Below are 23,390 nucleotides of genomic sequence, written 5' to 3' on the forward strand. Positions count from 1 at the left end.
AGTTCGAGGTGTTTATGCGCTGGCAAGGGCGTCGTGAAAGTGACAACGTAGAAGACAGACGCAGCAGTGGTGGCGGTGGTCCGTCTATGGGCGGGCCAGGTTTCCGGTTACCCAGCGGCAAGGGCGGTATTATTCTGCTGGTCGTCGTGCTGGTAGCGGGCTACTACGGTGTCGACCTGACCGGTTTGATGACCGGTGAAACCGGGCAACAGCAGCAGTATTCTCAGCGCTCCATCAGCCCGAATGAAGATGAAGCGGCGAAATTTACTTCCGTTATTCTCGCGACGACTGAAGATACCTGGGGTCAGCAGTTCGAGAAAATGGGGCGGACTTATCAGCCGCCAAAACTGGTGATGTACCGGGGTGCAACCCGCACCGGCTGCGGCACCGGGCAGTCCGTTATGGGGCCGTTCTACTGCCCGGCGGACAGCACCGTCTATATCGATCTCTCCTTCTATGACGACATGAAAAGCAAGCTGGGCGCCGACGGCGATTTTGCCCAGGGCTACGTGATCGCGCATGAAGTCGGCCACCATGTGCAGAAGCTCCTCGGCATTGAACCTAAAGTGCGTCAGATGCAGCAGAATGCGTCTCAGGCGGAGGTGAATCATCTCTCCGTACGCATGGAGCTTCAGGCCGACTGCTTCGCTGGCGTCTGGGGACACAGCATGCAGCAGCAGGGCGTGCTGGAAACAGGCGATCTGGAAGAGGCCCTGAATGCCGCACAGGCGATTGGTGACGATCGCTTGCAGCAGCAAAGCCAGGGGCGCGTTGTGCCGGACAGCTTTACCCATGGCACCTCAGAGCAGCGCTACAGCTGGTTTAAGCGTGGCTTTGACAGCGGCAACCCGTCGCAGTGTAATACCTTCGGCAAAGCTATGTGATGTTGGGGGTTGAACAGCTGGTTAACCAGCTTCAGCGTACCGGGCACCGCCGGCTGGTGGTGCTTAGCGGCGATGAAGCGTGGACGTTGAGCCAGGCGACCATCCTGCGCGATACGTTACCAGGAGACTGGCTGTGGCTGGAGGAAAACCCCTCTAAGGCCATCAGCGGCCTGCTGGGACGTGAATATCTGCACGCCGTTTTTGACGCGCGTCGCGGGTTTGACGTCTCGGCCCTCGCCGCCCTCAGCGGGACCCTGCGCGCCGGAAGCCTTCTGGTGCTGCTGGTGCCGCCGTTCTCCGTCTGGGCTAACAGGCCCGACGCGGATTCTCTACGCTGGAGCGACAGCGCAGAGCCGATCGCCACCCCGCACTTTGTTTACCATTTTTGCCGGACGCTGGCCGCCGATTCAGATGCTATCGTCTGGCATCAACATCGTCCTCTGTGCCTTCCCGTTGCGCCAGATTTACCCGCCTGGCAGCCCGCCAGCGGTGAACCGCAGCGCGAGCAGGCTGCGATCCTCGACGCGCTTCTGACCATGCCTGCTGGCGTGGCTGCCGTGACGGCCCCGCGCGGACGAGGAAAGTCCGCCCTGGCGGGCATGTTGCTCAACGGCATTCAGGATAGTGCTGTAGTGACCGCACCGGCAAAAGGGGCGACGGATGTCATCGCGCGTTTCGCCGGGGAACATTTTCACTTTATGGCCCCGGATGCGCTGCTGGCCTCCACAACAGAAGCTGACTGGCTGATTGTCGATGAGGCGGCCGCCATCCCCGGCCCGCTGCTCAAGAAACTGACGATGCGCTTTCCCCGCGTGTTGTTGACCACTACGGTGCAGGGTTATGAAGGCACGGGCAGGGGATTCCTGCTGAAGTTCTGCGCCCGGTTCAGCGGTCTGCGGCGATATACCTTATCAACCCCTGTACGCTGGGCTGCCGGATGTCCTCTTGAGCGAATCGTGGCGAACGCGCTGCTGTTCGACGATGCGCTTATCGATCGCAAACCGGCAGGGGAGGTAAGTTTAACGTCGCTGGCGCCCGGGATATGGGAGAGCGATCCGGCGCGCGGGGCAGGCGTGTATGAACTGCTGTGTGCCGCGCACTACCGGACGTCCCCCCTCGATTTACGCCGGATGATGGACGCGCCGGGACAGCATTTTACCGTTGCTGAAGCCGACTCAACCCTCGCCGGTGCTCTCTGGCTGGTGGAGGAGGGCGGCTTATCCCCAGAACTTAGCCGCGCAGTATGGGCGGGGTTTCGTCGGCCGCGTGGAAATCTGGTGGCACAGTCGCTGGCGGCGCACGGCGGTTCGCCTCTCGCGGCGACGCTGAAAGGCCGACGCGTCAGCCGTATTGCGGTTCATCCTCATCGCCAGCGGGAAGGCATCGGCCAGGGGCTGATCCGCAGTGCCAGCGGAGAAGATTATCTCTCGGTCAGCTTTGGCTATACCGACGAGCTGTGGCGTTTCTGGCGGCAGTGCGGGTTTGTGCTGGTGCGAATGGGCAGCCACCGGGAGGCCAGCAGCGGGTGCTATACGGCGATGGCGTTGCTGCCGCTGAGCGAGGCGGGGCATCAGCTCTGCGAAGAGGCGCATCAGCGTTTATGTCGTGATATGCGCGTCCTGTCGGCCTGGAATGGCGAAAAGATCCCGGTGATGGATGCATGGGAAGCTACCCTTAATAGTGACGACTGGCTGGAGCTGGCGGGGTTTGCCTTTGCGCACCGGGCGTTTTCAACCTCGGTTGCGGCGCTAACGCGATTGTTGTTAGCCGTGGATATGCCGCTCCCGGCGCTGCGCGGGAAAATGGAAGGGAATACGCACGATTTCGGGCGCAAAGCGTTGCTGGCGAAGCTACGCGAGGAAACCGCTCACGCGCTTGAAAGGCTTGATTACTCCCGTAGCCAGCGGCTGAAAGCCGACATTTTGCAATGGCAATTTTTTCAATGACTTCTTCAGTAAAGTGGCATGGTCATTACCCCGCAGAGGCGTAAAATCCTGCTTAACAATTAAGGAGATCGCCATGAAACATGACCATTTTGTTGTGCAAAGCCCGGATACACCTGCTAAACAGCTACTGCTTCTGTTTCATGGCGTGGGCGACAATGCCGTCAATATGGGACAGATTGGCAGCTGGTTTGCACCCGTTTTCCCACACGCGCTGATCGTCAGTATCGGCGGCGTGGAGCCCTGCGGTCCGGACGGGCGGCAGTGGTTTTCCGTCGAGGGCGTGACGGAGGAAAATCGTCAGGCACGTATTGATGCCGTTATGCCAGCCTTTATCGATATCGTGCGTTACTGGCAGCAGCAGAGCGGCGTAGGTGCCAATGCAACAGCGCTGATTGGCTTCTCTCAGGGCTCAATCATGTCGCTGGAAAGCGTAAAAGCGCAGCCCGGACTGGTGTCCCGCGTGATTGCCTTCAATGGGCGTTTTGCGACGTTACCGCAAAGCGCGACCACGCAGACCACGATCCATCTCATTCATGGGGGTGAAGACCGGGTAATTGAGCTTTCGCATGCGGTTGCGGCCCAGGACGCGCTGATGCGTGAAGGCGGGGATGTGACGCTGGATATCGTGGACGATCTGGGGCATGCCATTGACGATCGCAGCATGCAGTTCGCGCTCGGTCATCTGCGTTATACCGTACCGAAGCACTACTTTGATGAAGCGCTCAGCGGCGGTAAGCCGAATGACGATGATATCGTCGAGTTTATGTGAGGTTTCCCCTCTCCCTAGGGAGAGGGGAAACAAAGCGATTACTTCTTCTGGTCCTTCTTCGGCCAGTCGTCTTCATCGTCCCACTTGTCGTTAAAATCACGGTGCGGCGGAAGATCCGGTTTGTTGGCAAGGAACTTTTTGTGGTCAACGCGCTTGAGATCTTTAATCACGTTAAGCAGCACGCCTACCAGAAATACCAACACCAGAATCCACCAGTACTTTGAAAGCCAGTCCATTCGCTAATCCTCTTTAAGCACCCGTCAGGCGACGAGCTGCTCCATAATACGTTGATACATGCGGGCCAGCAGTTGTAAATCGGCAGCGTTCACGCATTCATTGATTTTGTGAATCGTCGCGTTAACCGGACCCAGTTCGACAACCTGTGCGCCCATGCGGGCAATAAAGCGTCCGTCAGACGTGCCGCCTGTTGTCAGCAGCTGTGGCTTAATCTCATTATAGTGCGCGATGGCGTTCACTACCGCATCCACCAGTTTACCGCGCTGCGTCAGGAACGGCTGGCCAGACAGCCACCAGTCGAGGGTATAGCGCAGCTGGTATTTTTCGAGCATCGCAATCACGCGTGCTTTGATCATCTCGTCGGTCAGTTCGGTGCTGAAGCGGAAGTTAAACTGGACGAAGAGATCGCCGGGAATGACGTTGTTGCTGCCAGTGCCGGCCTTGATGTTGGCTATCTGCATGCTGGTTGGCGGGAAAAATTCGTTGCCTTTATCCCATTCAATGCCCACCAGTTCGTTCAGCATCGGCGCGGCGCGGTGTACCGGGTTATCCGCCAGGTGCGGATAGGCAACGTGGCCCTGCACGCCATGAATGGTCAAATTGCAGGTCAGGGATCCACGGCGGCCATTTTTCACCACATCGCCCACCACTTCGGTACTGGACGGTTCGCCCACCAGACAGTAGTCCAGACGTTCATTGCGCGCCATCAGCGCCTCAACGACCTTCACGGTGCCGTTGTGGGCGCTGGCTTCTTCATCGGAGGTAATCAAAAACGCAAGACGGTTTTTATGGTTCGGATGCTGGGCGACGAAACGCTCTGCCGCCACGACCATCGCAGCCAGGGAACCTTTCATATCCGCAGCGCCGCGTCCGAAAAGCATGCCGTCGCGGATGGTTGGCTCAAAAGGCGGGTTGATCCAGCGGTCTGCGTCGCCTGCGGGAACTACGTCGGTATGTCCGGCAAACGCCAGCGTCTCCCCCTGACCGCGCCATGCCCAGAAGTTCTGCGTATCGCCAAAATCCATGTGCTCGACGGTAAAACCGATGGCACGCAGGCGCTCAATCATTAATGCCTGACAACCTGCGTCGTCCGGGCTAAGGGAAGGACGGCGAATAAGCTGCTGAGTCAGCTCAATGACCGGGCATGACATAGACTACACCTCAACGAATAAATCTGAATAAAGGGTTTCACTGAAACCCAGCAGCATAGGCTGACCTGGCTTGCAGAGCAATGGGCGTTTGATGATTGCCGGCATTTCAAGCATCAGTTTGGCTGCGCTGTCGGCGTTGTTGATCGTGGCCCGGAGAGATTCATCCAGTTTTCGCCAGGTGGTCCCGCGGGTGTTCAGCAGCGCTTCCCAGCCCAGTTCACTGATGGCGGAATGGAGAAACGCAGGGTCAAGCCCGTCGGCACGGTAATCATGGAAGCGATAGTCGATGTTGTGTGCTTCCAGCCAGCGGCGGGCTTTTTTAATCGTATCGCAATTCTTAATGCCGTACATCACAACCATAGTGAATCCTTTTGTTCTTGTGTGGGTTAAATGTTCAATATTTTCGAAGATATATCCTTAAGTGGAATATAACATATTCGGAATTTTTCGTGATTTACAATTCTCCATAATTCAACGAACAGCTGTACGCTGAATAGTGTTCCATCTTTTAAGCATAGTTGTCCACTCTGTATAAATTGCCAATAAACTCAGGGGGAAATTAAAAATGCTGTCATTTTTCTGACTATTTCAAAATATTGCTGTGGGTCACATAAAATTTACCCGGCAACGCTCATAGTGATCCTAAACCTACCTGCACAGCGAGGCTCAATCACAGCAATCGGTTAAAGTGGCTTCACAATGATGATACGTTTTCGTAGAATGCACATAATAATAAGAGAGGTTGTTATGATTGAACATGAACTGGGGAACTGGAAAGATTTTATCGAAGGCATGCTTCGTAAATGAATTTCCGGTAAGAAATGCAAGAGCACTTAATTAACTAAAATAACCATAGTGTGAAAGAATCACACAATAAAAAGGCGGCCTGTAAAGCCGCCTTTTTTTATTTCAACGGGTTATTCCGGCTTATCCTTCAGCGGGAAACGACGGCGTATCAGCACAAAGAACAGCGGTACGAAATAGATAGCCAGAATCGTCGCGGAAATCATTCCCCCCATAACGCCCGTTCCCACCGCGTGCTGGCTGCTGGAGCCTGCGCCGGAGCTGGTGGCCATCGGCAGGACGCCAAATACAAACGCCAGAGAAGTCATCAGGATCGGGCGCAGGCGCTGACGACAGGCGTGCAGCGTGGCGGCCATCAGTTCGTGACCTTTGGCATTCATCTCATTGGCAAATTCGACGATCAGAATGGCGTTTTTCGCCGACAATCCGATTACGGTGAGGAGTCCGACCTGGAAATAGACATCGTTTTCCAGGCCACGCATCCAGGTTGCCAGCAGCGCGCCGATGACCCCGAGAGGCACCACCAGCATTACCGAGAACGGCACTGACCAGCTTTCATACAGCGCCGCCAGGCAGAGGAACACCACCAGCAGCGACAGGGCATACAGGGCAGGCGCCTGCGCGCCGGAAAGCCGTTCCTGGTAGGACATCGCCGTCCACTCCAGGCCAAAGCCGGTCGGTAACTGCTGAACCAGTTTTTCCATAATGTCCATTGCGGTACCGGTACTGACGCCAGGCGCGGCTTCACCGACAATCTCCAGCGCCGAATAGCCGTTGTAACGCTCCAGACGCGGCGAACCGGTCTCCCAGCGTGACGTCGCAAACGCCGAGAACGGCACCATGCCGCCGGTGTTATTGCGCACATACCAGCGGTTGATATCGTCCGGCAGCATGCGGTATTTGGCAGCAGACTGAACGTAGACCTTTTTCACGCGACCGCGATCCATAAAGTCATTCACGTAGCTTGAGCCCCATGCCGTTTGCAGGGTGTCGTTAATGTCGTCGATGGAGACGCCCAGCGCCTGCGCTTTACGCTGGTCAATATCCACCTGTAGCTGAGGGCTGTCATCCAGACCGTTATGACGAACGCGGGTAAGCTGCGGATCTTTCCCGGCCAGCTCGAGCAGTTTATCGCGAGCTGCCATCAACGCGTCATGCCCGGCACCCGCGTGATCCTGAAGCTCCATATCAAATCCGGCTGAGCTGCCCAGGCCACTGATAGCGGGCGGGCTGCTGGCGAAAACGCGCGCTTCCTTGATTTTGTTGAACGCTTTAGTTGCACGTTCAATGATGGCAAAGGAGGAGCCGCTATCGCTGTCGCGCTGGTCCCAGTCTTTCAGGCGCACAAACATACGCGCCACGTTCTGCCCGTTACCGCCAGGGCCAGAGCCGACGGTGGAGAAGACGGAGACCACGTTATCCTTCTCCTGAGTATGGAAGTAGTTCTCAACCTTCTGCACCACTTTCAGGGTCTGCTGCTGGGTCGAGCCGCTCGGTAACTGTACGGAGGTGATAAACATGCCGCGATCTTCCAGCGGCAGGAACGAGGTTGGCAGCCGCAGGAATAAGAAGACCATGCCGCCGAGCAGCAGGACATAAACCACCATCCAGCGCACGCTGCGGTGCAGTACTTTACCCACGCCCGCTTCATAGCGCGCCGCATTTCGGTTAAACATGCGGTTAAACCAGCCGAAGAAGCCTTTTTGACCGTGGTGTTCGCCCTTATGCAGCGGTTTGAGCAGCGTCGAGCACAGAGCAGGGGTAAGGATCATCGCCACCAGTACGGAGAGCACCATCGCAGAGACGATGGTGATCGAGAACTGGCGATAAATCGCGCCCGTAGTGCCGCCAAAAAACGCCATCGGGATAAATACCGCCGACAGCACCATGGCGATACCGACCAGCGCACCCTGAATTTGCCCCATCGATTTGCGCGTGGCCTCGCGGGGCGAAAGCCCTTCCTCGCTCATGATGCGCTCGACGTTTTCCACCACCACGATGGCATCATCTACCAGCAGGCCGATGGCCAGCACCATGGCAAACATGGTCAGGGTGTTGATGCTGTAACCGAAGGCATACAGCACCGCAAAGGTTCCCAGCAACACCACCGGCACCGCAATGGTGGGGATCAGCGTGGCGCGGAAGTTTTGCAGGAACAGGTACATCACGAGGAACACCAGCGCGATAGCTTCGAGCAGGGTTTTCACCACATCTTCGATGGAGGCTTTTACGAATGAGGTGGTTTCGTAGGCGACTTTGTACTCCAGTCCGTGCGGGAAGTAATGCGACAGCTCATCCAGACGCTCTAATACCCGCTGCGCGGTCGCCATTTCGTTGGCGCCGGAGGCCAGTTTAACCCCCAGGCCGGACGCGGCATTGCCGTTAAAGCGACTCAGGTAGTCATATTTTTCCGCCCCCATTTCCACGGTGGCGACATCCCCCAGACGCACTTCGGAACCATCCTGATTCACGCGCAGAGTGATATTGCGGAACTGTTCAGGCGTCTGGAGCAGCGACTGGGAGTTGATGGTGGCGTTAAGCGCCTGGTTATCCACGGACGGCGTACCACCGAGCTGCCCCACGGCAATCTGAGCGTTCTGCGATTCGATGGCGTCGGTGACATCTTTGGCGGTCATCTGCACGCTGTTCAGCTTGTTGGGATCCAGCCAGATACGCATGGAATACTGCGAGCCGTAGGCGTCGATATCACCCACGCCGTTGATACGGCTGAGCGGGTCCTGAATATTACTGGCGACGTAGTCCGCGATGTCCTGCTTATCCATCGAGCCATCGGTTGAAACAAACGCGATGGTCAAAATATTGGTGTCACCGGTCTTACGCACGGTCACCCCCTGGTTCTGCACCGCCTGAGGCAGTTTACGCAGGGCCGATTGCAGCTGGTTTTGCACCTGCTGCACCGCTTCGTCCGGATCCGTGCCCGCCGTAAAGCTCAGGGTTACCGTCGCCTGGCCCGTGGCGCTGCTCTGCGAGGACATGTACATCAGGTTATCAAGACCCGTCATGTTCTGCTCGATAACCTGCGTGACGGTATTTTCCAGCGTCTGTGCCGAGGCGCCAGGGTAGTTCGCCGTGATACGCACGTTAGGGGGGGCGAGGTCGGGGTATTGCTCAACAGGAAGGGAAGTAATCGCCAGGACACCCGTCAGACACAACAGGATTGCAAGCACCCAGGCAAAAATGGGGCGATCGATGAAAAAATTCGCCATTAAAATGTGACCTCGTTTTGCTGCACGTCATTATTGTTTATTGCCCGCCTAACTTTAGCGGTAAGGCCCAGGTCAAACGTGGAGAAATAAAGGAGATAATGTAAATTATCATGCGCTTTTTTCAGCGCGCCTTCTTTCCCGCTATTTTTCAGCCTGCGCCGCAGGTGTCCGGAACGTCACGCTGACCTGTGTACCGCCCTGTGGCGGCTGAGAAAAGTGTAATGTTCCGCCGAGCCGTCCCGCGCGTTCGCGCATGATATTCAGCCCGTAATGCCCCGGCGGTTCACTGGCGTCGCCGATACCAATACCGTTGTCACGGATCGTGACCGTGTGAGAACCGTCCGCGGTGGTGACGCAGCTGACCACAATCTCGCTGGCGTCGGCATGTTTAATCGCATTCAGCACTGCCTCACGCACAATCTGTAAGAGGTGCACCTGTTTTTGCGCGTCCAGCGCAAGCGATGAGAGACGGCAGTCAAGCACCAGCTTCGCGCTGGTCTGGCTTTGCAAACCGTCGAGAGACTCCTGTAGCGCGGCAGGAAGATTGGCGTGGTTGAGCGTCAGGCGGAAGGTGGTGAGCAGCTCGCGTAGCTGATGCCAGGCGTTATTCAGCTCGCGGGAGAAGTCCGTAATGATGGTCTGGGCCGGGGCATTGTCGCCCGGCACGGCATGCTTCAGCAGCGTAAGCTGAATACGCAAATAGGAGAGCACCTGCGCCAAAGAATCATGTAGCTCACGCGCGATGGTGGCGCGCTCTTCCATCAGCAGCAACTGCTGATAATGTTTCTGCGCCTGATTGAAATAGAGCCCCCGGCCCAGCATCGTCGCCACGCTTTCCATGAGCGGCAGCGGAACATCCCCGGTCGCGCTTTGCCAGCGCAGTTCGCCGTACAGGGTGTCCTGCATTAATACCGGTAAATTGTGCATTTTCTCACCCGGGGACTCCTGTCCTTCGTAAAGCTGCCAGTCGTCACTGGTGCGCAATTGCAGGTAATTCATCTGCGTATAGTCATGCACAATTTGCAAAATATGCCGGAAGCAGTGGCTGTCTATCTGCCCGGTATTCAACGCCTGTGAGCATTTGAACAGCATTTCAAGCTGCTGATGCGCTTCATTCAGGTGGCGGGTTTTTTCGGCAACGGAGTGCTCCAGGGAACGGTACAGGGTGTGTAATTCCGCCGACATATGGTTGAAGGCGCGGGAAAGCTGGCCCAGCTCGTTGGGAAGCATAATATCCGGCGCGGGGGTATCGAACTGCCCCTGTTCGATACGCTCGCTCGCTGCCACCAGATTATTCAGCGGCAGCACAACCTGACGGCGGATGCGCCGCAGGGTCATCACCGCCAGCAGCAGGATGCCCAGGCCGCCCGTCAGCGACATGAAAATCACCAGCTGTATCTTATGTTCGGTGTAGTGCTGTAGCGCCAGCACAAAGGCATCTATCCGGCCCACGAAATCCTCTATGTGGCTCTGATACCACCCGGTATCGCCGCTGGCGATACGCGTGTCCATCTCCTGCCAGCCAAGCTGCAACTGCTGGTAACGCTGTTTGACGTCCTCTGGCACATACCAGCGGTTTAGCTTCTGCAACGCAGGCGCGCTCAGCGTTTTCTGCCAGACCGCGCGGTGCTCTGCCAGTGACGGGCTGGCGCGCTGCATTTCGTAGCCCAGGCGGTAGCTCTGCATGCGCAGCGATCCGGCGATGTTAATCGCCTCGGCGTCGCGCTGGCTGCTGGCGAGTGTAACCAGCGCAATGGCGCTGATCAGAACGGACAAGACAATCATCGAAAAGAAAGCCCGAGCCAGGCTTCCCGATACGGGGCGTTTAACGGTCACTCATCAGCTTCCTGAATTAAATTGATCTGCCACAGGTTCACTGGAAATAGTTCGCCTTCCTGGGCATTTGAACATTGCGTCGCCATGCCACTGTGGGTAAATACGATAACAATATAAAGAATAAGGTTATTGAACCAAAAACAGGTGTTGTTATGAATCGTTTTATTATGGCCAACGCTCAACAGTGTATCGGTTGTCGCGCCTGCGAAGTTGCCTGTGTGATGGCGCACAACGGGGAGCAGCACGCGCTGAGCGAGCGCCATTTTCATCCCCGCATTACGGTCCTTACCTCTGGCTTACGAAAAAGCCCAGTGACCTGCCACCACTGTGAAAATGCGCCCTGCGCGCAAAGCTGCCCGAACGGAGCCATCACGCAACACAGCGACAGCGTACAGGTCAATCAACAAAAATGCATTGGCTGTAAAGCCTGCGTGGTGGCCTGCCCGTTTGGCACGATGGACATGCTGATCACCCCGCTTGAAAACGACAGCGTAAAGGCCTCGGCGCACAAATGCGACCTCTGCCTGGAAAGGCCGCAAGGCCCGGCCTGCGTTGAAAACTGCCCGGCGGAGGTGCTTACGCTCGCCACCCCAGCCGTGCTGGATAAGCTGGTTAAACAGCGCCGACAGCGCAGCGCAAGGCTGGACACGCTGCCGTGGCACAGCGAGGCGGTTCAATCAGCCCCTCCGCAAACCAAACGGCAACAGATGCATAACACCCCGGCGCGCGGTGAGCCGGATAAGCTCAGCCCCGACGCGCGCGCAGGCCATTTTAATGAGATCTACTTGCCGTTTCGCCCGGAACAGGCGCAGCGCGAAGCATCCCGGTGCCTGAAATGTGGCGACCACAGCATTTGCGAGTGGACCTGCCCGCTGCATAACCATATTCCGCAGTGGATTGAGCGGATCAGGGCGGGGGATATCACCGGTGCGGCTGAGCTTTCTCACCAGACTAACTGTTTACCGGAAATTACCGGCCGCGTCTGTCCACAGGATCGATTATGTGAAGGCGCCTGCACCCTGCGGGATGCGTCAGGGGCGGTAACCATCGGTAATATCGAACGATATATCTCGGATCGGGCGCTGGCGATGGGCTGGACGCCGGACGTCAGCCACGTTACACCGGTCGGTAAGCGCGTCGCCATCATTGGTGCCGGTCCGGCAGGGCTGGCCTGTGCCGACGTACTGGTGCGCAGCGGCATCGGTGTGACGGTCTACGATCGCCATCCAGAAATCGGCGGATTGCTGACCTTTGGTATTCCGGCCTTCAAGCTGGATAAATCCCTGTTAGCGCGGCGCAGAGAGATATTCAGCGCGATGGGTATCCGCTTCGAGCTGAACTGCGAGGTGGGAAAAGACGTGTCGATGGTCCAACTGCAAAACGACTACGATGCCCTGTTCATCGGCGTAGGGACCTATCGTTCCATGAAAGCAGGTATCCCTCATGAAGACGCGCCGGGCGTGTACGACGCGCTGCCGTTTTTAGTGGCAAATACGCGGAACGTGATGGGTCTTGACCCTGCCGCAGACGAGCCGTTTATCGACACGCAGGGGTTAAACGTGGTGGTGCTGGGCGGGGGCGATACGGCGATGGACTGCGTGCGCACCGCGCTGCGACATGGCGCGGCGAAAGTAACCTGCGCCTATCGGCGGGACGAGGCCAACATGCCGGGCTCAAAGAAAGAGGTTAAAAACGCGAAAGAAGAGGGCGCGGCGTTTGAATTTAATGTCCAGCCGGTTGAGCTCACGCTGGATGACGACGGGAAGGTCAAGGGTATCCGGATGCTGCGCACCCGTCTGGGCGAGCCGGATGCGCAGGGGCGGCGTCGTCCTGTCCCGGTGGCGGGCAGTGAGTTTGTCATGCCAGCGGATGCGGTGATCATGGCGTTTGGGTTTAATCCGCACGCCATGCCGTGGCTTCAGGCGCAGGGCGTCGACACCGACGACTGGGGGCGCATCAGGGCCTCCGTGGAGAGCCGTTATCGTTACCAGACCTCGAATCCGCAGATTTTTGCTGGCGGTGATGCGGTACGTGGTGCGGATCTGGTGGTCACCGCGATGGCGGAAGGGCGCCATGCCGCGCAGGGGATCATGGACTGGCTTGGCGTGCCGCCGCGCAACATGCATTAACGCAGACGGGCGACAAAGCGGGCATCACGGCGTAGTATAAACAGACTCATTTTGCCGTGGAGCCCGTATGTCCCTGAACATTACCGTTATTAAAGACAAAATCCTTTCTGAAAATTACTTTGTCCTGCGTAACATCACTTACGATCTCACCCGTAAGAGCGGGGACGTCATTCGCCATAAACGCGAAGTCTACGACCGGGGCAATGGTGCAACCATTCTGCTGTATAACCGTGAAAAGCAAAGCGTGGTGCTGATCCGCCAGTTTCGCATCGCGACATGGGTCAATGGCAACGCGGACGGACGTCTGATTGAAACCTGTGCAGGTCTGCTGGACGACGATGAGCCGGAAGTGTGTATCCGCAAAGAAGCCATTGAAGAGACGGGCTTTGAGGTGGGGGCGGTGCAGAAAGTCTTTGAGCTGTTTATGTCCCCTGGCGGGGTTACCGAGCTGGTTCACTTCTTCATTGCGGAGTACACCGATGCCCAGCGCACGCACCGGGGCGGTGGTGTGGACGATGAAGACATTGAAGTGCTGGAAATGCCTTTCGCTCAGGCTGTCGACATGGTGAAAAGCGGCGAGATCCGCGACGGTAAAGCGGTGATCCTGTTGCAGTATCTGCAAACCAGCGGTTTGATGAATGCTGCGTCGGTAGCGTGATAAGTTGTATTTCAGATAAATCTATCCGATAAATCCGATTGAGCCAGCCCGCCCAGGGCACGAAGATACGCCCCAGATTGACCTATTCGTTTCCGGGGCTGTGCCGTTCATGCGCTACTGCGTTATTTTTCTCTTCTTCATTTGCGTGCTTCCCGCACCTTTGGTGTGGGCTGCGCCTGCGCAGCAGTCTTTTTCAGACTGGCAGGTGACCTGCAATAACCAGAATTTCTGCGTAGCGCGCAACACCGGCGAGCATCGCGGTCTGGTCATGACGCTGAGCCGCAGTGCGGGGGCAAAAACAGACGCCAGCCTGCGCATCGATCTCGGCGGTCTTTCGACGCCTCCGGTGAAAGAGCCTGACATTGCCCCGCGCCTGCTGCTCGACAATGTGCCGCTTCAGCTCACGTCGCAACACTGGCAGTTAACCCCCTGGCATCTTAAAACAGACGATACGGGCACCATCACCACGTTTCTGAAAACCATTCAGGAGGGGCAGGCGCTGACCCTGCGCGGGGGGAAGCAGACAATCTCTCTGGCCGGTCTGAAAGCGGCGCTGCTGTTTATTGATGCCCAGCAAAAACGCGTCGGAAGTGAAACGGCATGGATTAAAAAAGGAGATAGTCCACCGCTGAGCGTGCCGCCTGCGCCGGCATTAAAAAAGGTGGCAGTGGTGAACCCCACGCCAACGCCGCTGACGCATAACGAACTTAACGATCTGCTGGATTACGGTACCTGGCGCATGAACCACAGCCAGTGCTCCCTCGATCCGAACCGGCGTGAAGTGCGCGTGACCGCGTTGACCGATGACAAAGCGCTGATGATCATCAGCTGTGAGGCGGGGGCGTACAACACCGTCGATCTGGCGTGGCTGGTGTCGCGTAAAAAACCGTTTGCTGCCAGAAGCGTGAGATTGCGCCTGCCGTTTACCCCTTCCAGCCAGAGTAGCGACATGGAGCTGATGAATGCCAGCTTCGATGAAAAAACGCGCGAGCTGACCACGCTGGCACTGGGACGCGGGATTGGCGACTGTGGGATCCAGACCCGCTGGCGTTTTAACGGCCAGCGCTTCCGCCTGGTGCGCTACGCGGAAGAGCCAAGCTGCGATAACTGGAATGGGCCAGATGCCTGGCCCACGCTGTGGATCACAAGGTAGGGCGCTGTCGCTTACCGGGCCTACGTTTTAGCGATTTGTAGGCCCGGTAAGGCTTAGCCGCCACCGGGCACGAAGACTGCACTACAGCACGCTCAGCGCCTTCTCCACCACGTTCTCAACGGTAAAGCCGAAGTACGGGAACAGCTTATCGGCCGGGGCGGATTCACCATAACCCTTCATGCCGACAATCGCCCCTTTCAGACCCACATATTTGTACCAGTAGTCGGCAATGCCAGCTTCAACCGCCACGCGCGCCGCGACGTTTGAAGGCAGCACCGATTCGCGGTACGCCTCATCCTGGGCATCAAAGATATCCGTTGAAGGCAGGGAAACCACGCGCACCGCGTGACCCTCGGCGGTCAGTTTCTCGGCCGCTTTTACCGTGATTTCCACCTCTGAACCGGTGGCAATCAGGATCACGTCCGGTTTACCGCCGCTGTCTTTCAGGATGTACCCGCCGCGGGCGATATTTTTCACCTGCTCCGGCGTGCGCTCGATCTGCGCCAGGTTCTGGCGCGACAGGATCAGCGCTGTGGGTCCGTTATGGCGCTCTACGGCCAGCTTCCAGCCCACAGCCGCTTCAACCTGATCGCACGGACGCCAGGTACTGAAGTTTGGCGTCAGGCGCAGGCTCGCCAGCTGCTCTACCGCCTGGTGCGTCGGCCCATCTTCACCCAGTCCGATGGAGTCGTGGGTATACACCATGATTTGCCGCGCCTTCATCAGGGCCGCCATACGCGCCGCGTTACGGGCATATTCGACAAACATCAGGAAGGTGGCGGTGTACGGCACGAAGCCGCCATGGTGGGCGATACCGTTGGCAATGGCGGTCATCCCGAACTCGCGCACGCCGTAGTGGATATAGTTTCCGGCAATGTCTTCCTTCAGGGATTTAGAGCCAGACCAGATGGTGAGGTTACTTGGCGCCAGATCCGCCGAGCCGCCCAGCAGTTCGGGCAGGACAGGGCCAATCGCGTTCAGGGTGTTTTGTGACGCCTTACGGGTGGCAATTTTCGCCGGGTTAGATTGCAGGTTTTCAATCAGCGCCTGAGTTTTCTCTTCCCAGTCTTCCGGCAGGCCACCGCTCATGCGGCGGTTAAATTCGGCCGCCAGCTCCGGATACGCTTTTTTGTAGGCAGCAAACTTCTCGTTCCAGGCCTGCTGCGCTTTTTCACCTGTTTCGCGAGCATCCCAGGCCCTGTAGATCTCTTTTGGGATCTCAAAGGCCGGGTGTTTCCAGCCCAGTTTCTGGCGGGTCAGCGCCACTTCCTCTTCACCCAGCGCCGCGCCGTGCGCCTCTTCTTTACCCGCTTTGTTCGGCGAGCCGAAGCCGATGGTGGTGCGGCAGACGATCAGGGACGGTTTGTCCTTCACGCTCTGCGCTTCCTGAATCGCTTTTTTCACCGCCTCAGGATCGTGACCGTCGATTTCGTGCACCACGTGCCAGTGATAGGCTTCAAAGCGTTTTGCAGTGTCGTCGGTAAACCAGCCCTCGGTTTCCCCGTCAATGGAGATACCGTTGTGATCGTAGAAGCCAATCAGCTTGCCCAGGCCCAGGGTGCCCGCCAGCGAGCAGACCTCGTGGGAGATCCCCTCCATCAGGCAGCCATCACCCATAAAGACATAGGTGTAGTGATCGACAATCTCGTGGTCGGGCTGGTTGAACTGCGCGGCCAGCGTACGCTCTGCAATCGCCAGGCCGACGGCATTCGCCAGCCCCTGGCCCAGCGGGCCGGTAGTAGTTTCAACACCCGGCGTATAGCCGATCTCCGGGTGGCCCGGCGTTTTGGAGTGCAGCTGGCGGAAGTTTTTTAACTCCTCAAGCGGCAGGTCGTAGCCGGAGAGGTGCAGCAGGCTGTAGAGCAGCATCGAGGCGTGACCGTTGGAGAGAATAAAACGGTCGCGATCGTACCAGGTCGGATCGGTCGGGTTGTGCTTCAGGAAGTCGTTCCACAGCACTTCGGCAATATCAGCCATACCCATGGGGGCGCCAGGGTGGCCGGAATTGGCTTTTTGTACGGCATCCATGCTGAGGGCGCGAATGGCGTTGGCGAGCTCTTTACGGGACATAGTTCACTCCGTGGCAAGGTTAAAGTTTGGCGGCGAGAAGATCTTCGAGTTTGCGCTGGTCGACGGCGAACTGGCGGATGCCATCTGCCAGTTTTTCCACGGCCATTGGATCCTGATTGTGCTCCCAGCGGAATTCCGCTTCGGTCATGGGTTTCGGTTTTAGCAGAACGGTAGAGGTCGGTACCAGCTTGCGGATCACCGTCTCTTCACTCTCCTGAAGCTTTTTCAGCAGGTCAGGAGAGATGGTCAGACGGTCACAGCCCGCGAGCGCCAGGATCTGCTCGGTGCGGCGGAAGCTGGCCCCCATCACGATGGTCTCGTAGCGATGCTGCTTGTAATAATCGTAGATATTACGCACCGATTTTACGCCAGGATCTTCTTCCACCACGTACGGATCCATTGGCTGTTTCGCCTGATACCAGTCGTAGATACGCCCGACAAACGGTGAAATCAGGAACACGCCCGCTTCGGCGCAGGCACGCGCCTGGGCGAAGGAGAACAGTAGCGTCAGGTTGCAGTGGATCCCCTCTTTCTCCAGCACTTCCGCCGCGCGGATGCCTTCCCAGGTAGACGCAAGCTTGATCAGAATGCGTGACTTATCGATCCCCTGCTCCTGGTAGAGTTCCACTATGCGGCGGGCCTTGTTAATGCTTTTTTCCTGGTCGAACGAGAGGCGGGCGTCCACTTCGGTAGAGACGCGCCCCGGTATGCTTTTAAGAATTTCCGCACCGATATTGACCGCCAGCTTGTCGCTGGCTTCGGCGACCTGCTGTTCCTGCGTTTTCCCGCGCTGTTTGCCGTAGGCAAGGGCGTCATCAATCAGATGACTAAAGTGCGCAAGACCGGCCGCCTTGAGCAGCAGAGAGGGATTGGTGGTCGCGTCTTCCGGCTGGTAGTGACGAATCGACTCGATGTCGCCGCTGTCTGCAACCACGGTGGTAAATTGTTTGATGCCGTCTAGCTGGTTCATAATTACTCCTTGGAAATAAAAGAGTTAGTCGAGTGCGTTAGTTCACACTTCTGAGAAAATCATGATGGACTTAACAAAAAAGCATAGCAGACGGGGGAGGCATTGCTTTCTGAGACGGGTAACATGGCTGTTATAAATTGATAACAATTTTTATTCTGCAATGGTGAGAGTTTGGCAGCCTTCAAAGTTTAGGAGCCTGCCTGCGGCGATACTATGCGGCACACCAGGGTGTGCATAGGAACGTCGACATCACCCTTTTTGACCGAAACGTGAAAGGAATAACAAGATGGATGATCAGTTAAAACAAAGCGCTCTCGATTTTCACGAGTTTCCTGTTCCGGGTAAAATCCAGGTATCCCCGACCAAACCGCTGGCGACCCAGCGCGATCTGGCGCTGGCCTACTCGCCGGGCGTGGCTGCTCCGTGCCTGGAAATCGAAAAAGATCCGCTGGCAGCGTACAAATACACCGCGCGCGGCAACCTGGTGGCCGTTATCTCTAACGGTACGGCGGTGCTGGGGTTAGGGAACATCGGTGCGCTGGCTGGTAAGCCGGTGATGGAAGGGAAGGGCGTTCTGTTTAAGAAATTTGCCGGTATCGACGTCTTCGATATCGAAGTGGACGAACTGGATCCGGATAAATTCATCAACGTGGTGGCGGCGCTGGAGCCGACCTTCGGCGGCATCAACCTGGAAGACATCAAAGCGCCGGAATGTTTCTATATCGAGCAGAAGCTGCGCGAGCGTATGAACATTCCCGTGTTCCATGACGACCAGCACGGCACGGCGATTATCAGTACCGCCGCCATTCTGAACGGCCTGCGCGTGGTGGAGAAAAATCTCTCCGACGTGCGCATGGTGGTCTCCGGCGCAGGCGCCGCGGCCATCGCCTGTATGAACCTGCTGGTGGCGCTGGGCATGCAGAAGCACAATATTGTGGTCTGCGACTCCAAGGGCGTGATCTACAAAGACCGCGAGCCAAACATGGCGGAAACCAAGGCGGCCTATGCGGTGGAAGACGACGGCAAGCGCACGCTTGAAGACGTGATTGACGGTGCTGACATTTTCCTCGGCTGTTCAGGCCCGAAAGTGCTGACCCAGGAGATGGTGCAGAAGATGGCGCGCGCGCCAATGATCCTGGCTCTGGCGAACCCGGAGCCGGAAATTCTGCCGCCGCTGGCGAAGGCGGTGCGTGAAGACGCTATCATCTGCACCGGACGTTCGGACTACCCGAACCAGGTGAACAACGTGCTCTGCTTCCCGTTCATCTTCCGCGGGGCGCTGGACGTCGGCGCCACGGCGATCAACGAAGAGATGAAGCTGGCTGCCGTTCATGCTATCGCAGAGCTGGCGCACGCCGAGCAGAGCGAAGTGGTGGCCTCCGCCTACGGCGATCAGGATCTGAGCTTCGGCCCCGACTACATCATCCCTAAACCATTTGACCCGCGTCTGATCGTGAAGATCGCGCCAGCGGTGGCCAAAGCGGCGATGGACTCCGGCGTGGCGACGCGGCCGATTGAAGATTTCGATGCCTACGTCGATAAACTCACCGAGTTCGTTTACAAAACCAACCTGTTTATGAAGCCGATCTTCTCCCAGGCGCGCGCCGACGCGAAGCGCGTGGTGCTGGCGGAAGGGGAAGAGGCGCGCGTGCTGCATGCCACGCAGGAGCTGATCACCTTAGGGCTGGCGAAACCGATCCTGATTGGTCGTCCGAGCGTGATCGAGATGCGTATTCAGAAGCTCGGCCTGCAAATAAAGCCGGGCGTGGACTTTGAGATCGTTAACAACGAATCCGATCCGCGCTTCAAAGAGTACTGGAACGAATACTATTCGATCATGAAGCGTCGCGGGATCACCCAGGAGCAGGCGCAGCGGGCGGTGATCAGCAACACCACGGTGATCGGCGCGATCATGGTTCATCGCGGTGAGGCGGATGCGCTGATCTGCGGCACCATCGGCGAGTACCATGAGCATTTCAGCGTGGTACAGGAGATCTTCGGCTATCGCGAGGGCGTCCATACTGCCGGCGCAATGAACGCGCTGCTGCTGCCAAGCGGTAACACCTTTATCGCCGATACCTACGTCAACGACGATCCCTCCCCGGACGAACTGGCGGAAATCACCGTGATGGCGGCGGAAACCGTGCGCCGCTTTGGTATCGAGCCGAAAGTGGCGCTGCTGTCGCACTCAAACTTCGGGTCATCCAAATCCGCGGCGGCGTGCAAAATGCGCCAGACGCTGGACCTGGTGCGCGAGCGTGCGCCGGAGCTGATGATCGACGGCGAGATGCACGGCGACGCCGCGCTGGTGGAGAGTATTCGTAATGAACGTATGCCGGACAGCCCGCTGAAAGGCTCGGCGAACGTGCTGATTATGCCGAACGTGGAAGCAGCGCGTATTAGCTATAACCTGCTGCGCGTGTCGAGTTCTGAAGGTGTGACCGTCGGGCCGGTACTGATGGGGGTGTCAAAACCGGTACATGTGTTAACGCCGATTGCCTCCGTGCGTCGTATCGTCAACATGGTGGCGCTGGCGGTGGTTGAGGCGCAGACGCAGCCGCTGTAATTTATTGCCCTCGCCCCTCACCCTAATCCTCTCCCCATAGGGGAGAGGGGACTGCTCTGAGCCGTCTTTTCACCCTCGCCCCTTTGGGGAGAGGGCCGGGGTGAGGGGTAAGGGTTAAACCCAGTCCCGAACCTTAATAAACTCACTCAAGGCAGCCTCCGGGCTGCCTTCTTTTGGCGCGTAGCTGTACTCCCAGCGCACCAGCGGCGGCATCGACATCAGAATCGACTCCGTGCGTCCGCCGGTCTGCAGGCCGAACAGCGTCCCGCGATCCCACACCAGGTTGAACTCCACGTACCGCCCGCGACGATAAAGCTGGAACTCACGCTCGCGCACGCCGTAGTCGGTGTCTTTGCGGCGTTCGACAATCGGAAGATAGGCGTCGGTAAAGCCTTCACCCACCGCGCGCATAAAGCTGAACGCGGTATCAAAATCCGGGGTATTGAGATCGTCAAAGAACAGCCCGCCGATGCCGCGCTGCTCGTCGCGGTGCTTCAGATAAAAATAGTCATCGCACCACTTTTTGTATTTCGGGTAAACGTCTTCGCCAAACGGCAGACAGAGGTCGCGTGCGGTGGTGTGCCAGTGCACGGCGTCCTCTTCGAAGCCATAGTAAGGCGTTAAGTCGAAACCGCCGCCAAACCACCAGACCGGATCGGCTCCCGGTTTTTCCGCGATGAAAAAGCGAACGTTGGCGTGGCTGGTTGGCACAAACGGGTTATGCGGATGCACCACCAGCGAGACGCCCATGGCCTCGAAGCTGCGGCCCGCCAGTTCAGGCCGATGCGCCGTGGCGGACGCTGGCATTGCATCACCGTGGACGTGGGAGAAGTTGACCCCGGCCTGTTCAAAAATACCGCCGTTACGCAGCACGCGGCTGCGCCCGCCGCCGCCCGCTTCGCGCTGCCAGGTGTCTTCCTGGAATTCACCGCCGTCTGCGGCGGTCAGTTTCTGGCAAATCGCGTCCTGGAGCTGCATCAGGAAAGTTTTGACCAGCTGTGCATTCGGTTTCATCAACGTTTCCTGGAGTGCGCTTTTTGATTATCGAACCAGTTGAAATAACTGATGACCCCGGAGGCGATGGCGTTCGCGATCTTCTGACGAAACGCCTTAGTGCCGAGTAAACGCTCTTCTTCCGGGTTGGTAATGAACGAGGTTTCCACCAGCACGGACGGAATAGACGGTGACTTCAGCACCACAAACGCGGCCTGCTCGGTGCTTTTACTGTGCAGACGGTGCACGGGTTTAATCCGTTTGAGGATATGCGAGCCGAGCGTCAGGCTGTTTTTGATGGTATCGGTCTGCACGAGATCAAACAGAACCTGCTGTAACAGATGGTCTTTGTCGGTGGCTTTTTTCCCGGCCACTTCATCCGCCCGGTTTTCGCGATCGGAGAGGTATTTCGCCATGGCGCTACTGGCGCCACGGTTGGAGAGCGCAAATACCGAGGCGCCTGCGGCGGAAGGGTTTGTGAAGCCATCCGCGTGAATGGACATAAACAGATCTGCGCCGTGCTTGTGGGCAATCTCCACGCGATCGTACAGCGGGATAAACGTGTCGCCCGTGCGCGTCAGGCGGGCGTCAATACCGTTACTGCGTAAAATTGCGCGTACATTTTTTGCAATTGCCAGCACGACGTGTTTTTCTTTCGACCCGTTTCGGCCAATGGCGCCGGTGTCGATCCCGCCGTGGCCCGGATCGAGCATGACCAGACGCTTTGCGCCAGCTTTTTTGGTTTTCGGCTTGCTGTGTCCGTTACTGGTTTTAAGCGTGCTCTCTTCTTTTGCCTGAGCCTGCTTTGCGATACCCGATAACGTTAAGGCCGCCAGCCCCGCTTTGAGAACCTGACGACGCGATGTGAGTGCTTTTAATGGTTTGAATGTGCTCATGCGGCCTGAATTGTAAAAATTGGGGTCCTGGTGTTATATCGTATCGTGTTTCCCGTTACGACAGTCCTTATTGAGAATTGTTTTACTTTTCATTTCAATACGTGACAAAGTGACATTATGCCAAATTTTGGCGAGTTTTTCCCCGGTTATTGGCTAAACGCCCTGTTCACGCCATAATCACTGTTTTTAAACCCGAAAAGGCGGTTAATACCATGGAGATACGCGTTTTTCGCCAGGAAGATTTCGAAGAGGTGATCACCCTTTGGGAGCGCTGCGATCTGCTGCGTCCGTGGAACGATCCGGAAATGGACATCGAACGGAAGGTGAATCACGACGTCAGTCTGTTTCTGGTCGCTGAGGTCAACGGCGAAGTGGTCGGGACGGTGATGGGTGGGTACGACGGCCACCGCGGCTCGGCCTACTATCTGGGCGTGCACCCGGAATACCGCGCGCGCGGCATCGCCAACGCGCTGCTTAACCGTCTGGAAAAGAAACTGATCGCCCGTGGCTGCCCGAAAATCCAGATTATGGTCCGGGAAGATAACGACGTGGTGCTGGGCATGTATGAACGTCTGGGCTACGAGCACGCGGATGTACTGACGCTGGGTAAGCGCCTGATCGAAGATGAAGAGTACTGAGTTCCACCCTGGCGACTACGACGTTCACGGTCGTCTGCGTCTGCCTTTTTTGTTCTGGTGCGTTCTGCTGTTGCAGGCCCGAACCTGGGTGCTGTTCGTGATGGCTGGCGCGTCGCGCGGGCAGGGCGATACGTTACTGAATCTCTTTTATCCCGATCACGATGCGTTCTGGCTGGGATTGCTGCCGGGTGTACCAGCGGTCCTGGCGTTTCTGTGCAGCGGACGGCGGCAAGCCATTCCGCGCTTCTGGCGCGCGCTTCGCTGGCTGCTGATCCTGGCGCAGTTTGTGCTTCTGGTCTGGCAACCCTTGCTCTGGCTGTACGGCGAGCCGCTTTCGGGTATCGGGATTGCACTGGTGGTGGCGGATATTGTCGCGCTGCTGTGGCTGGTCACGAATCCCCGTTTACGCGCCTGTTTTACGCAAGAGCCAGATTAAACGGCACTTTTTGCCGATACTGCACTC

19 protein-coding genes are annotated in these 23,390 nt (G+C 57.4%); 10 read left to right on the forward strand and 9 right to left on the reverse strand.

The window, feature by feature from the left end:
• Nucleotides 1-14 precede the first annotated feature (14 nt).
• From ypfJ to ypfH, 3 genes are all read left to right on the forward strand, one after another.
• Nucleotides 15-884 carry a KPN_02809 family neutral zinc metallopeptidase gene (ypfJ, locus tag SK51_RS10635; RefSeq protein WP_022648970.1) on the forward strand — a complete coding sequence of 290 codons (870 nt, stop codon included), beginning with the start codon at nt 15-17 and terminating at the stop codon, nt 882-884.
• Nucleotides 884-2,830, forward strand: coding sequence for a tRNA(Met) cytidine acetyltransferase TmcA (locus SK51_RS10640; protein ID WP_023306679.1), 1,947 nt, complete (start codon nt 884-886; stop codon nt 2,828-2,830). Before ypfJ ends, SK51_RS10640 begins: the two co-directional genes overlap by 1 nt.
• Nucleotides 2,831-2,903: 73 nt before the next feature.
• Nucleotides 2,904-3,599 (forward strand): esterase, encoded by a 696-nt coding sequence (ypfH, locus tag SK51_RS10645; RefSeq protein ID WP_023306678.1) that lies wholly within the window; start codon nt 2,904-2,906, stop codon nt 3,597-3,599.
• Nucleotides 3,600-3,637: 38 nt separating this feature from the next.
• Here the strand turns inward: ypfH and SK51_RS10650 are convergent, their stop codons facing one another.
• From SK51_RS10650 to SK51_RS10660, 3 genes are read right to left on the reverse strand one after another with little or no spacing between them, the layout of a single operon-like run.
• Nucleotides 3,638-3,835, reverse strand: coding sequence for a YpfN family protein (locus tag SK51_RS10650; RefSeq protein ID WP_000383991.1), 198 nt, complete (start codon nt 3,833-3,835; stop codon nt 3,638-3,640).
• 24 nt (nt 3,836-3,859) lie between these two features.
• On the reverse strand, nt 3,860-4,987 hold the full coding sequence (gene dapE, locus SK51_RS10655) for a succinyl-diaminopimelate desuccinylase (protein ID WP_023306677.1): 1,128 nt from the start codon (nt 4,985-4,987) through the stop codon (nt 3,860-3,862).
• Between the two features lie 3 nt (nt 4,988-4,990).
• A complete protein-coding gene (locus tag SK51_RS10660) occupies nt 4,991-5,347 on the reverse strand; it encodes an ArsC family reductase (protein WP_023306676.1) in 357 nt (118 codons plus the stop codon).
• Between the two features lie 387 nt (nt 5,348-5,734).
• On the opposite strand from SK51_RS10660, the gene ypfM reads away from it, so the two are divergent.
• Entirely contained in the window at nt 5,735-5,794 is a 60-nt protein-coding gene (ypfM, locus tag SK51_RS25210; protein WP_100181659.1) for a protein YpfM, read from the forward strand.
• Nucleotides 5,795-5,904: 110 nt separating this feature from the next.
• Here ypfM and acrD read toward each other — a convergent pair whose 3' ends face one another.
• Nucleotides 5,905-9,018, reverse strand: a complete 3,114-nt coding sequence (gene acrD, locus SK51_RS10665) for a multidrug efflux RND transporter permease AcrD (RefSeq protein ID WP_022648965.1) — start codon at nt 9,016-9,018, stop codon at nt 5,905-5,907.
• A 141-nt stretch (nt 9,019-9,159) separates the two neighbouring features.
• A complete protein-coding gene (gene narQ / locus SK51_RS10670) occupies nt 9,160-10,854 on the reverse strand; it encodes a nitrate/nitrite two-component system sensor histidine kinase NarQ (protein WP_023306675.1) in 1,695 nt (564 codons plus the stop codon).
• Between the two features lie 152 nt (nt 10,855-11,006).
• Between narQ and aegA the strand changes: the two genes are divergently transcribed.
• From aegA to SK51_RS10690, 3 genes are all read left to right on the forward strand, one after another.
• Complete coding sequence (gene aegA, locus SK51_RS10680) at nt 11,007-12,983, forward strand: formate-dependent uric acid utilization protein AegA (protein ID WP_023306674.1); 1,977 nt, start codon at nt 11,007-11,009, stop codon at nt 12,981-12,983.
• Between the two features lie 67 nt (nt 12,984-13,050).
• Nucleotides 13,051-13,641: a GDP-mannose pyrophosphatase NudK gene (nudK, locus tag SK51_RS10685; RefSeq protein ID WP_022648962.1), complete on the forward strand. Its 591-nt coding sequence runs from the start codon at nt 13,051-13,053 to the stop codon at nt 13,639-13,641.
• Nucleotides 13,642-13,750: 109 nt separating this feature from the next.
• On the forward strand, nt 13,751-14,794 hold the full coding sequence (locus SK51_RS10690; protein ID WP_023306673.1) for a DUF1176 domain-containing protein: 1,044 nt from the start codon (nt 13,751-13,753) through the stop codon (nt 14,792-14,794).
• Between the two features lie 81 nt (nt 14,795-14,875).
• On the opposite strand, the gene tkt is transcribed toward SK51_RS10690, so the two are convergent.
• Together tkt and tal are read right to left on the reverse strand one after the other, a co-directional pair.
• On the reverse strand, nt 14,876-16,864 hold the full coding sequence (gene tkt, locus SK51_RS10695) for a transketolase (RefSeq protein WP_022648960.1): 1,989 nt from the start codon (nt 16,862-16,864) through the stop codon (nt 14,876-14,878).
• Nucleotides 16,865-16,883: 19 nt separating this feature from the next.
• On the reverse strand, nt 16,884-17,834 hold the full coding sequence (gene tal / locus SK51_RS10700) for a transaldolase (RefSeq protein WP_023306672.1): 951 nt from the start codon (nt 17,832-17,834) through the stop codon (nt 16,884-16,886).
• A 286-nt stretch (nt 17,835-18,120) separates the two neighbouring features.
• On the opposite strand from tal, the gene maeB reads away from it, so the two are divergent.
• Nucleotides 18,121-20,400, forward strand: a complete 2,280-nt coding sequence (gene maeB, locus SK51_RS10705; protein WP_023300666.1) for an NADP-dependent oxaloacetate-decarboxylating malate dehydrogenase — start codon at nt 18,121-18,123, stop codon at nt 20,398-20,400.
• A 114-nt stretch (nt 20,401-20,514) separates the two neighbouring features.
• Here maeB and hemF read toward each other — a convergent pair whose 3' ends face one another.
• Nucleotides 20,515-21,414: an oxygen-dependent coproporphyrinogen oxidase gene (hemF, locus tag SK51_RS10710; protein ID WP_023306671.1), complete on the reverse strand. Its 900-nt coding sequence runs from the start codon at nt 21,412-21,414 to the stop codon at nt 20,515-20,517.
• Nucleotides 21,414-22,289 (reverse strand): N-acetylmuramoyl-L-alanine amidase AmiA, encoded by an 876-nt coding sequence (amiA, locus tag SK51_RS10715; protein WP_023306670.1) that lies wholly within the window; start codon nt 22,287-22,289, stop codon nt 21,414-21,416. Before amiA ends, hemF begins: the two co-directional genes overlap by 1 nt.
• Before the next feature lie 212 nt (nt 22,290-22,501).
• Here amiA and SK51_RS10720 point away from each other — a divergent pair, with 212 nt between their 5' ends.
• Both SK51_RS10720 and SK51_RS10725 read left to right on the forward strand, forming a co-directional pair.
• Complete coding sequence (locus SK51_RS10720; protein WP_003861292.1) at nt 22,502-22,927, forward strand: GNAT family acetyltransferase; 426 nt, start codon at nt 22,502-22,504, stop codon at nt 22,925-22,927.
• Nucleotides 22,914-23,363, forward strand: coding sequence for a DUF2919 domain-containing protein (locus tag SK51_RS10725; protein WP_023306669.1), 450 nt, complete (start codon nt 22,914-22,916; stop codon nt 23,361-23,363). The genes SK51_RS10720 and SK51_RS10725 overlap by 14 nt, the downstream gene beginning before the upstream one ends.
• Nucleotides 23,364-23,390 lie beyond the last annotated feature (27 nt).

This window comes from Enterobacter sp. MGH85 (genome assembly GCF_001037655.1).
In the GTDB taxonomy this organism is placed as follows: Bacteria; Pseudomonadota; Gammaproteobacteria; order Enterobacterales; family Enterobacteriaceae; genus Enterobacter; species Enterobacter intestinihominis.

Coding starts and splice junctions, on each gene's coding strand:
- SK51_RS10725 (WP_023306669.1), top strand. CDS start 22,914: ATGAAGAGTACTGAGTTCCACCCTGGCGACTACGACGTTCACGGTCGT.
- SK51_RS10690 (WP_023306673.1), top strand. CDS start 13,751: ATGCGCTACTGCGTTATTTTTCTCTTCTTCATTTGCGTGCTTCCCGCA.
- SK51_RS10720 (WP_003861292.1), top strand. CDS start 22,502: ATGGAGATACGCGTTTTTCGCCAGGAAGATTTCGAAGAGGTGATCACC.
- aegA (WP_023306674.1), top strand. CDS start 11,007: ATGAATCGTTTTATTATGGCCAACGCTCAACAGTGTATCGGTTGTCGC.
- acrD (WP_022648965.1), bottom strand. CDS start 9,018: ATGGCGAATTTTTTCATCGATCGCCCCATTTTTGCCTGGGTGCTTGCA.
- ypfJ (WP_022648970.1), top strand. CDS start 15: ATGCGCTGGCAAGGGCGTCGTGAAAGTGACAACGTAGAAGACAGACGC.
- nudK (WP_022648962.1), top strand. CDS start 13,051: ATGTCCCTGAACATTACCGTTATTAAAGACAAAATCCTTTCTGAAAAT.
- ypfH (WP_023306678.1), top strand. CDS start 2,904: ATGAAACATGACCATTTTGTTGTGCAAAGCCCGGATACACCTGCTAAA.
- maeB (WP_023300666.1), top strand. CDS start 18,121: ATGGATGATCAGTTAAAACAAAGCGCTCTCGATTTTCACGAGTTTCCT.
- tal (WP_023306672.1), bottom strand. CDS start 17,834: ATGAACCAGCTAGACGGCATCAAACAATTTACCACCGTGGTTGCAGAC.
- SK51_RS10660 (WP_023306676.1), bottom strand. CDS start 5,347: ATGGTTGTGATGTACGGCATTAAGAATTGCGATACGATTAAAAAAGCC.
- SK51_RS10650 (WP_000383991.1), bottom strand. CDS start 3,835: ATGGACTGGCTTTCAAAGTACTGGTGGATTCTGGTGTTGGTATTTCTG.
- dapE (WP_023306677.1), bottom strand. CDS start 4,987: ATGTCATGCCCGGTCATTGAGCTGACTCAGCAGCTTATTCGCCGTCCT.
- hemF (WP_023306671.1), bottom strand. CDS start 21,414: ATGAAACCGAATGCACAGCTGGTCAAAACTTTCCTGATGCAGCTCCAG.
- SK51_RS10640 (WP_023306679.1), top strand. CDS start 884: ATGTTGGGGGTTGAACAGCTGGTTAACCAGCTTCAGCGTACCGGGCAC.
- amiA (WP_023306670.1), bottom strand. CDS start 22,289: ATGAGCACATTCAAACCATTAAAAGCACTCACATCGCGTCGTCAGGTT.
- tkt (WP_022648960.1), bottom strand. CDS start 16,864: ATGTCCCGTAAAGAGCTCGCCAACGCCATTCGCGCCCTCAGCATGGAT.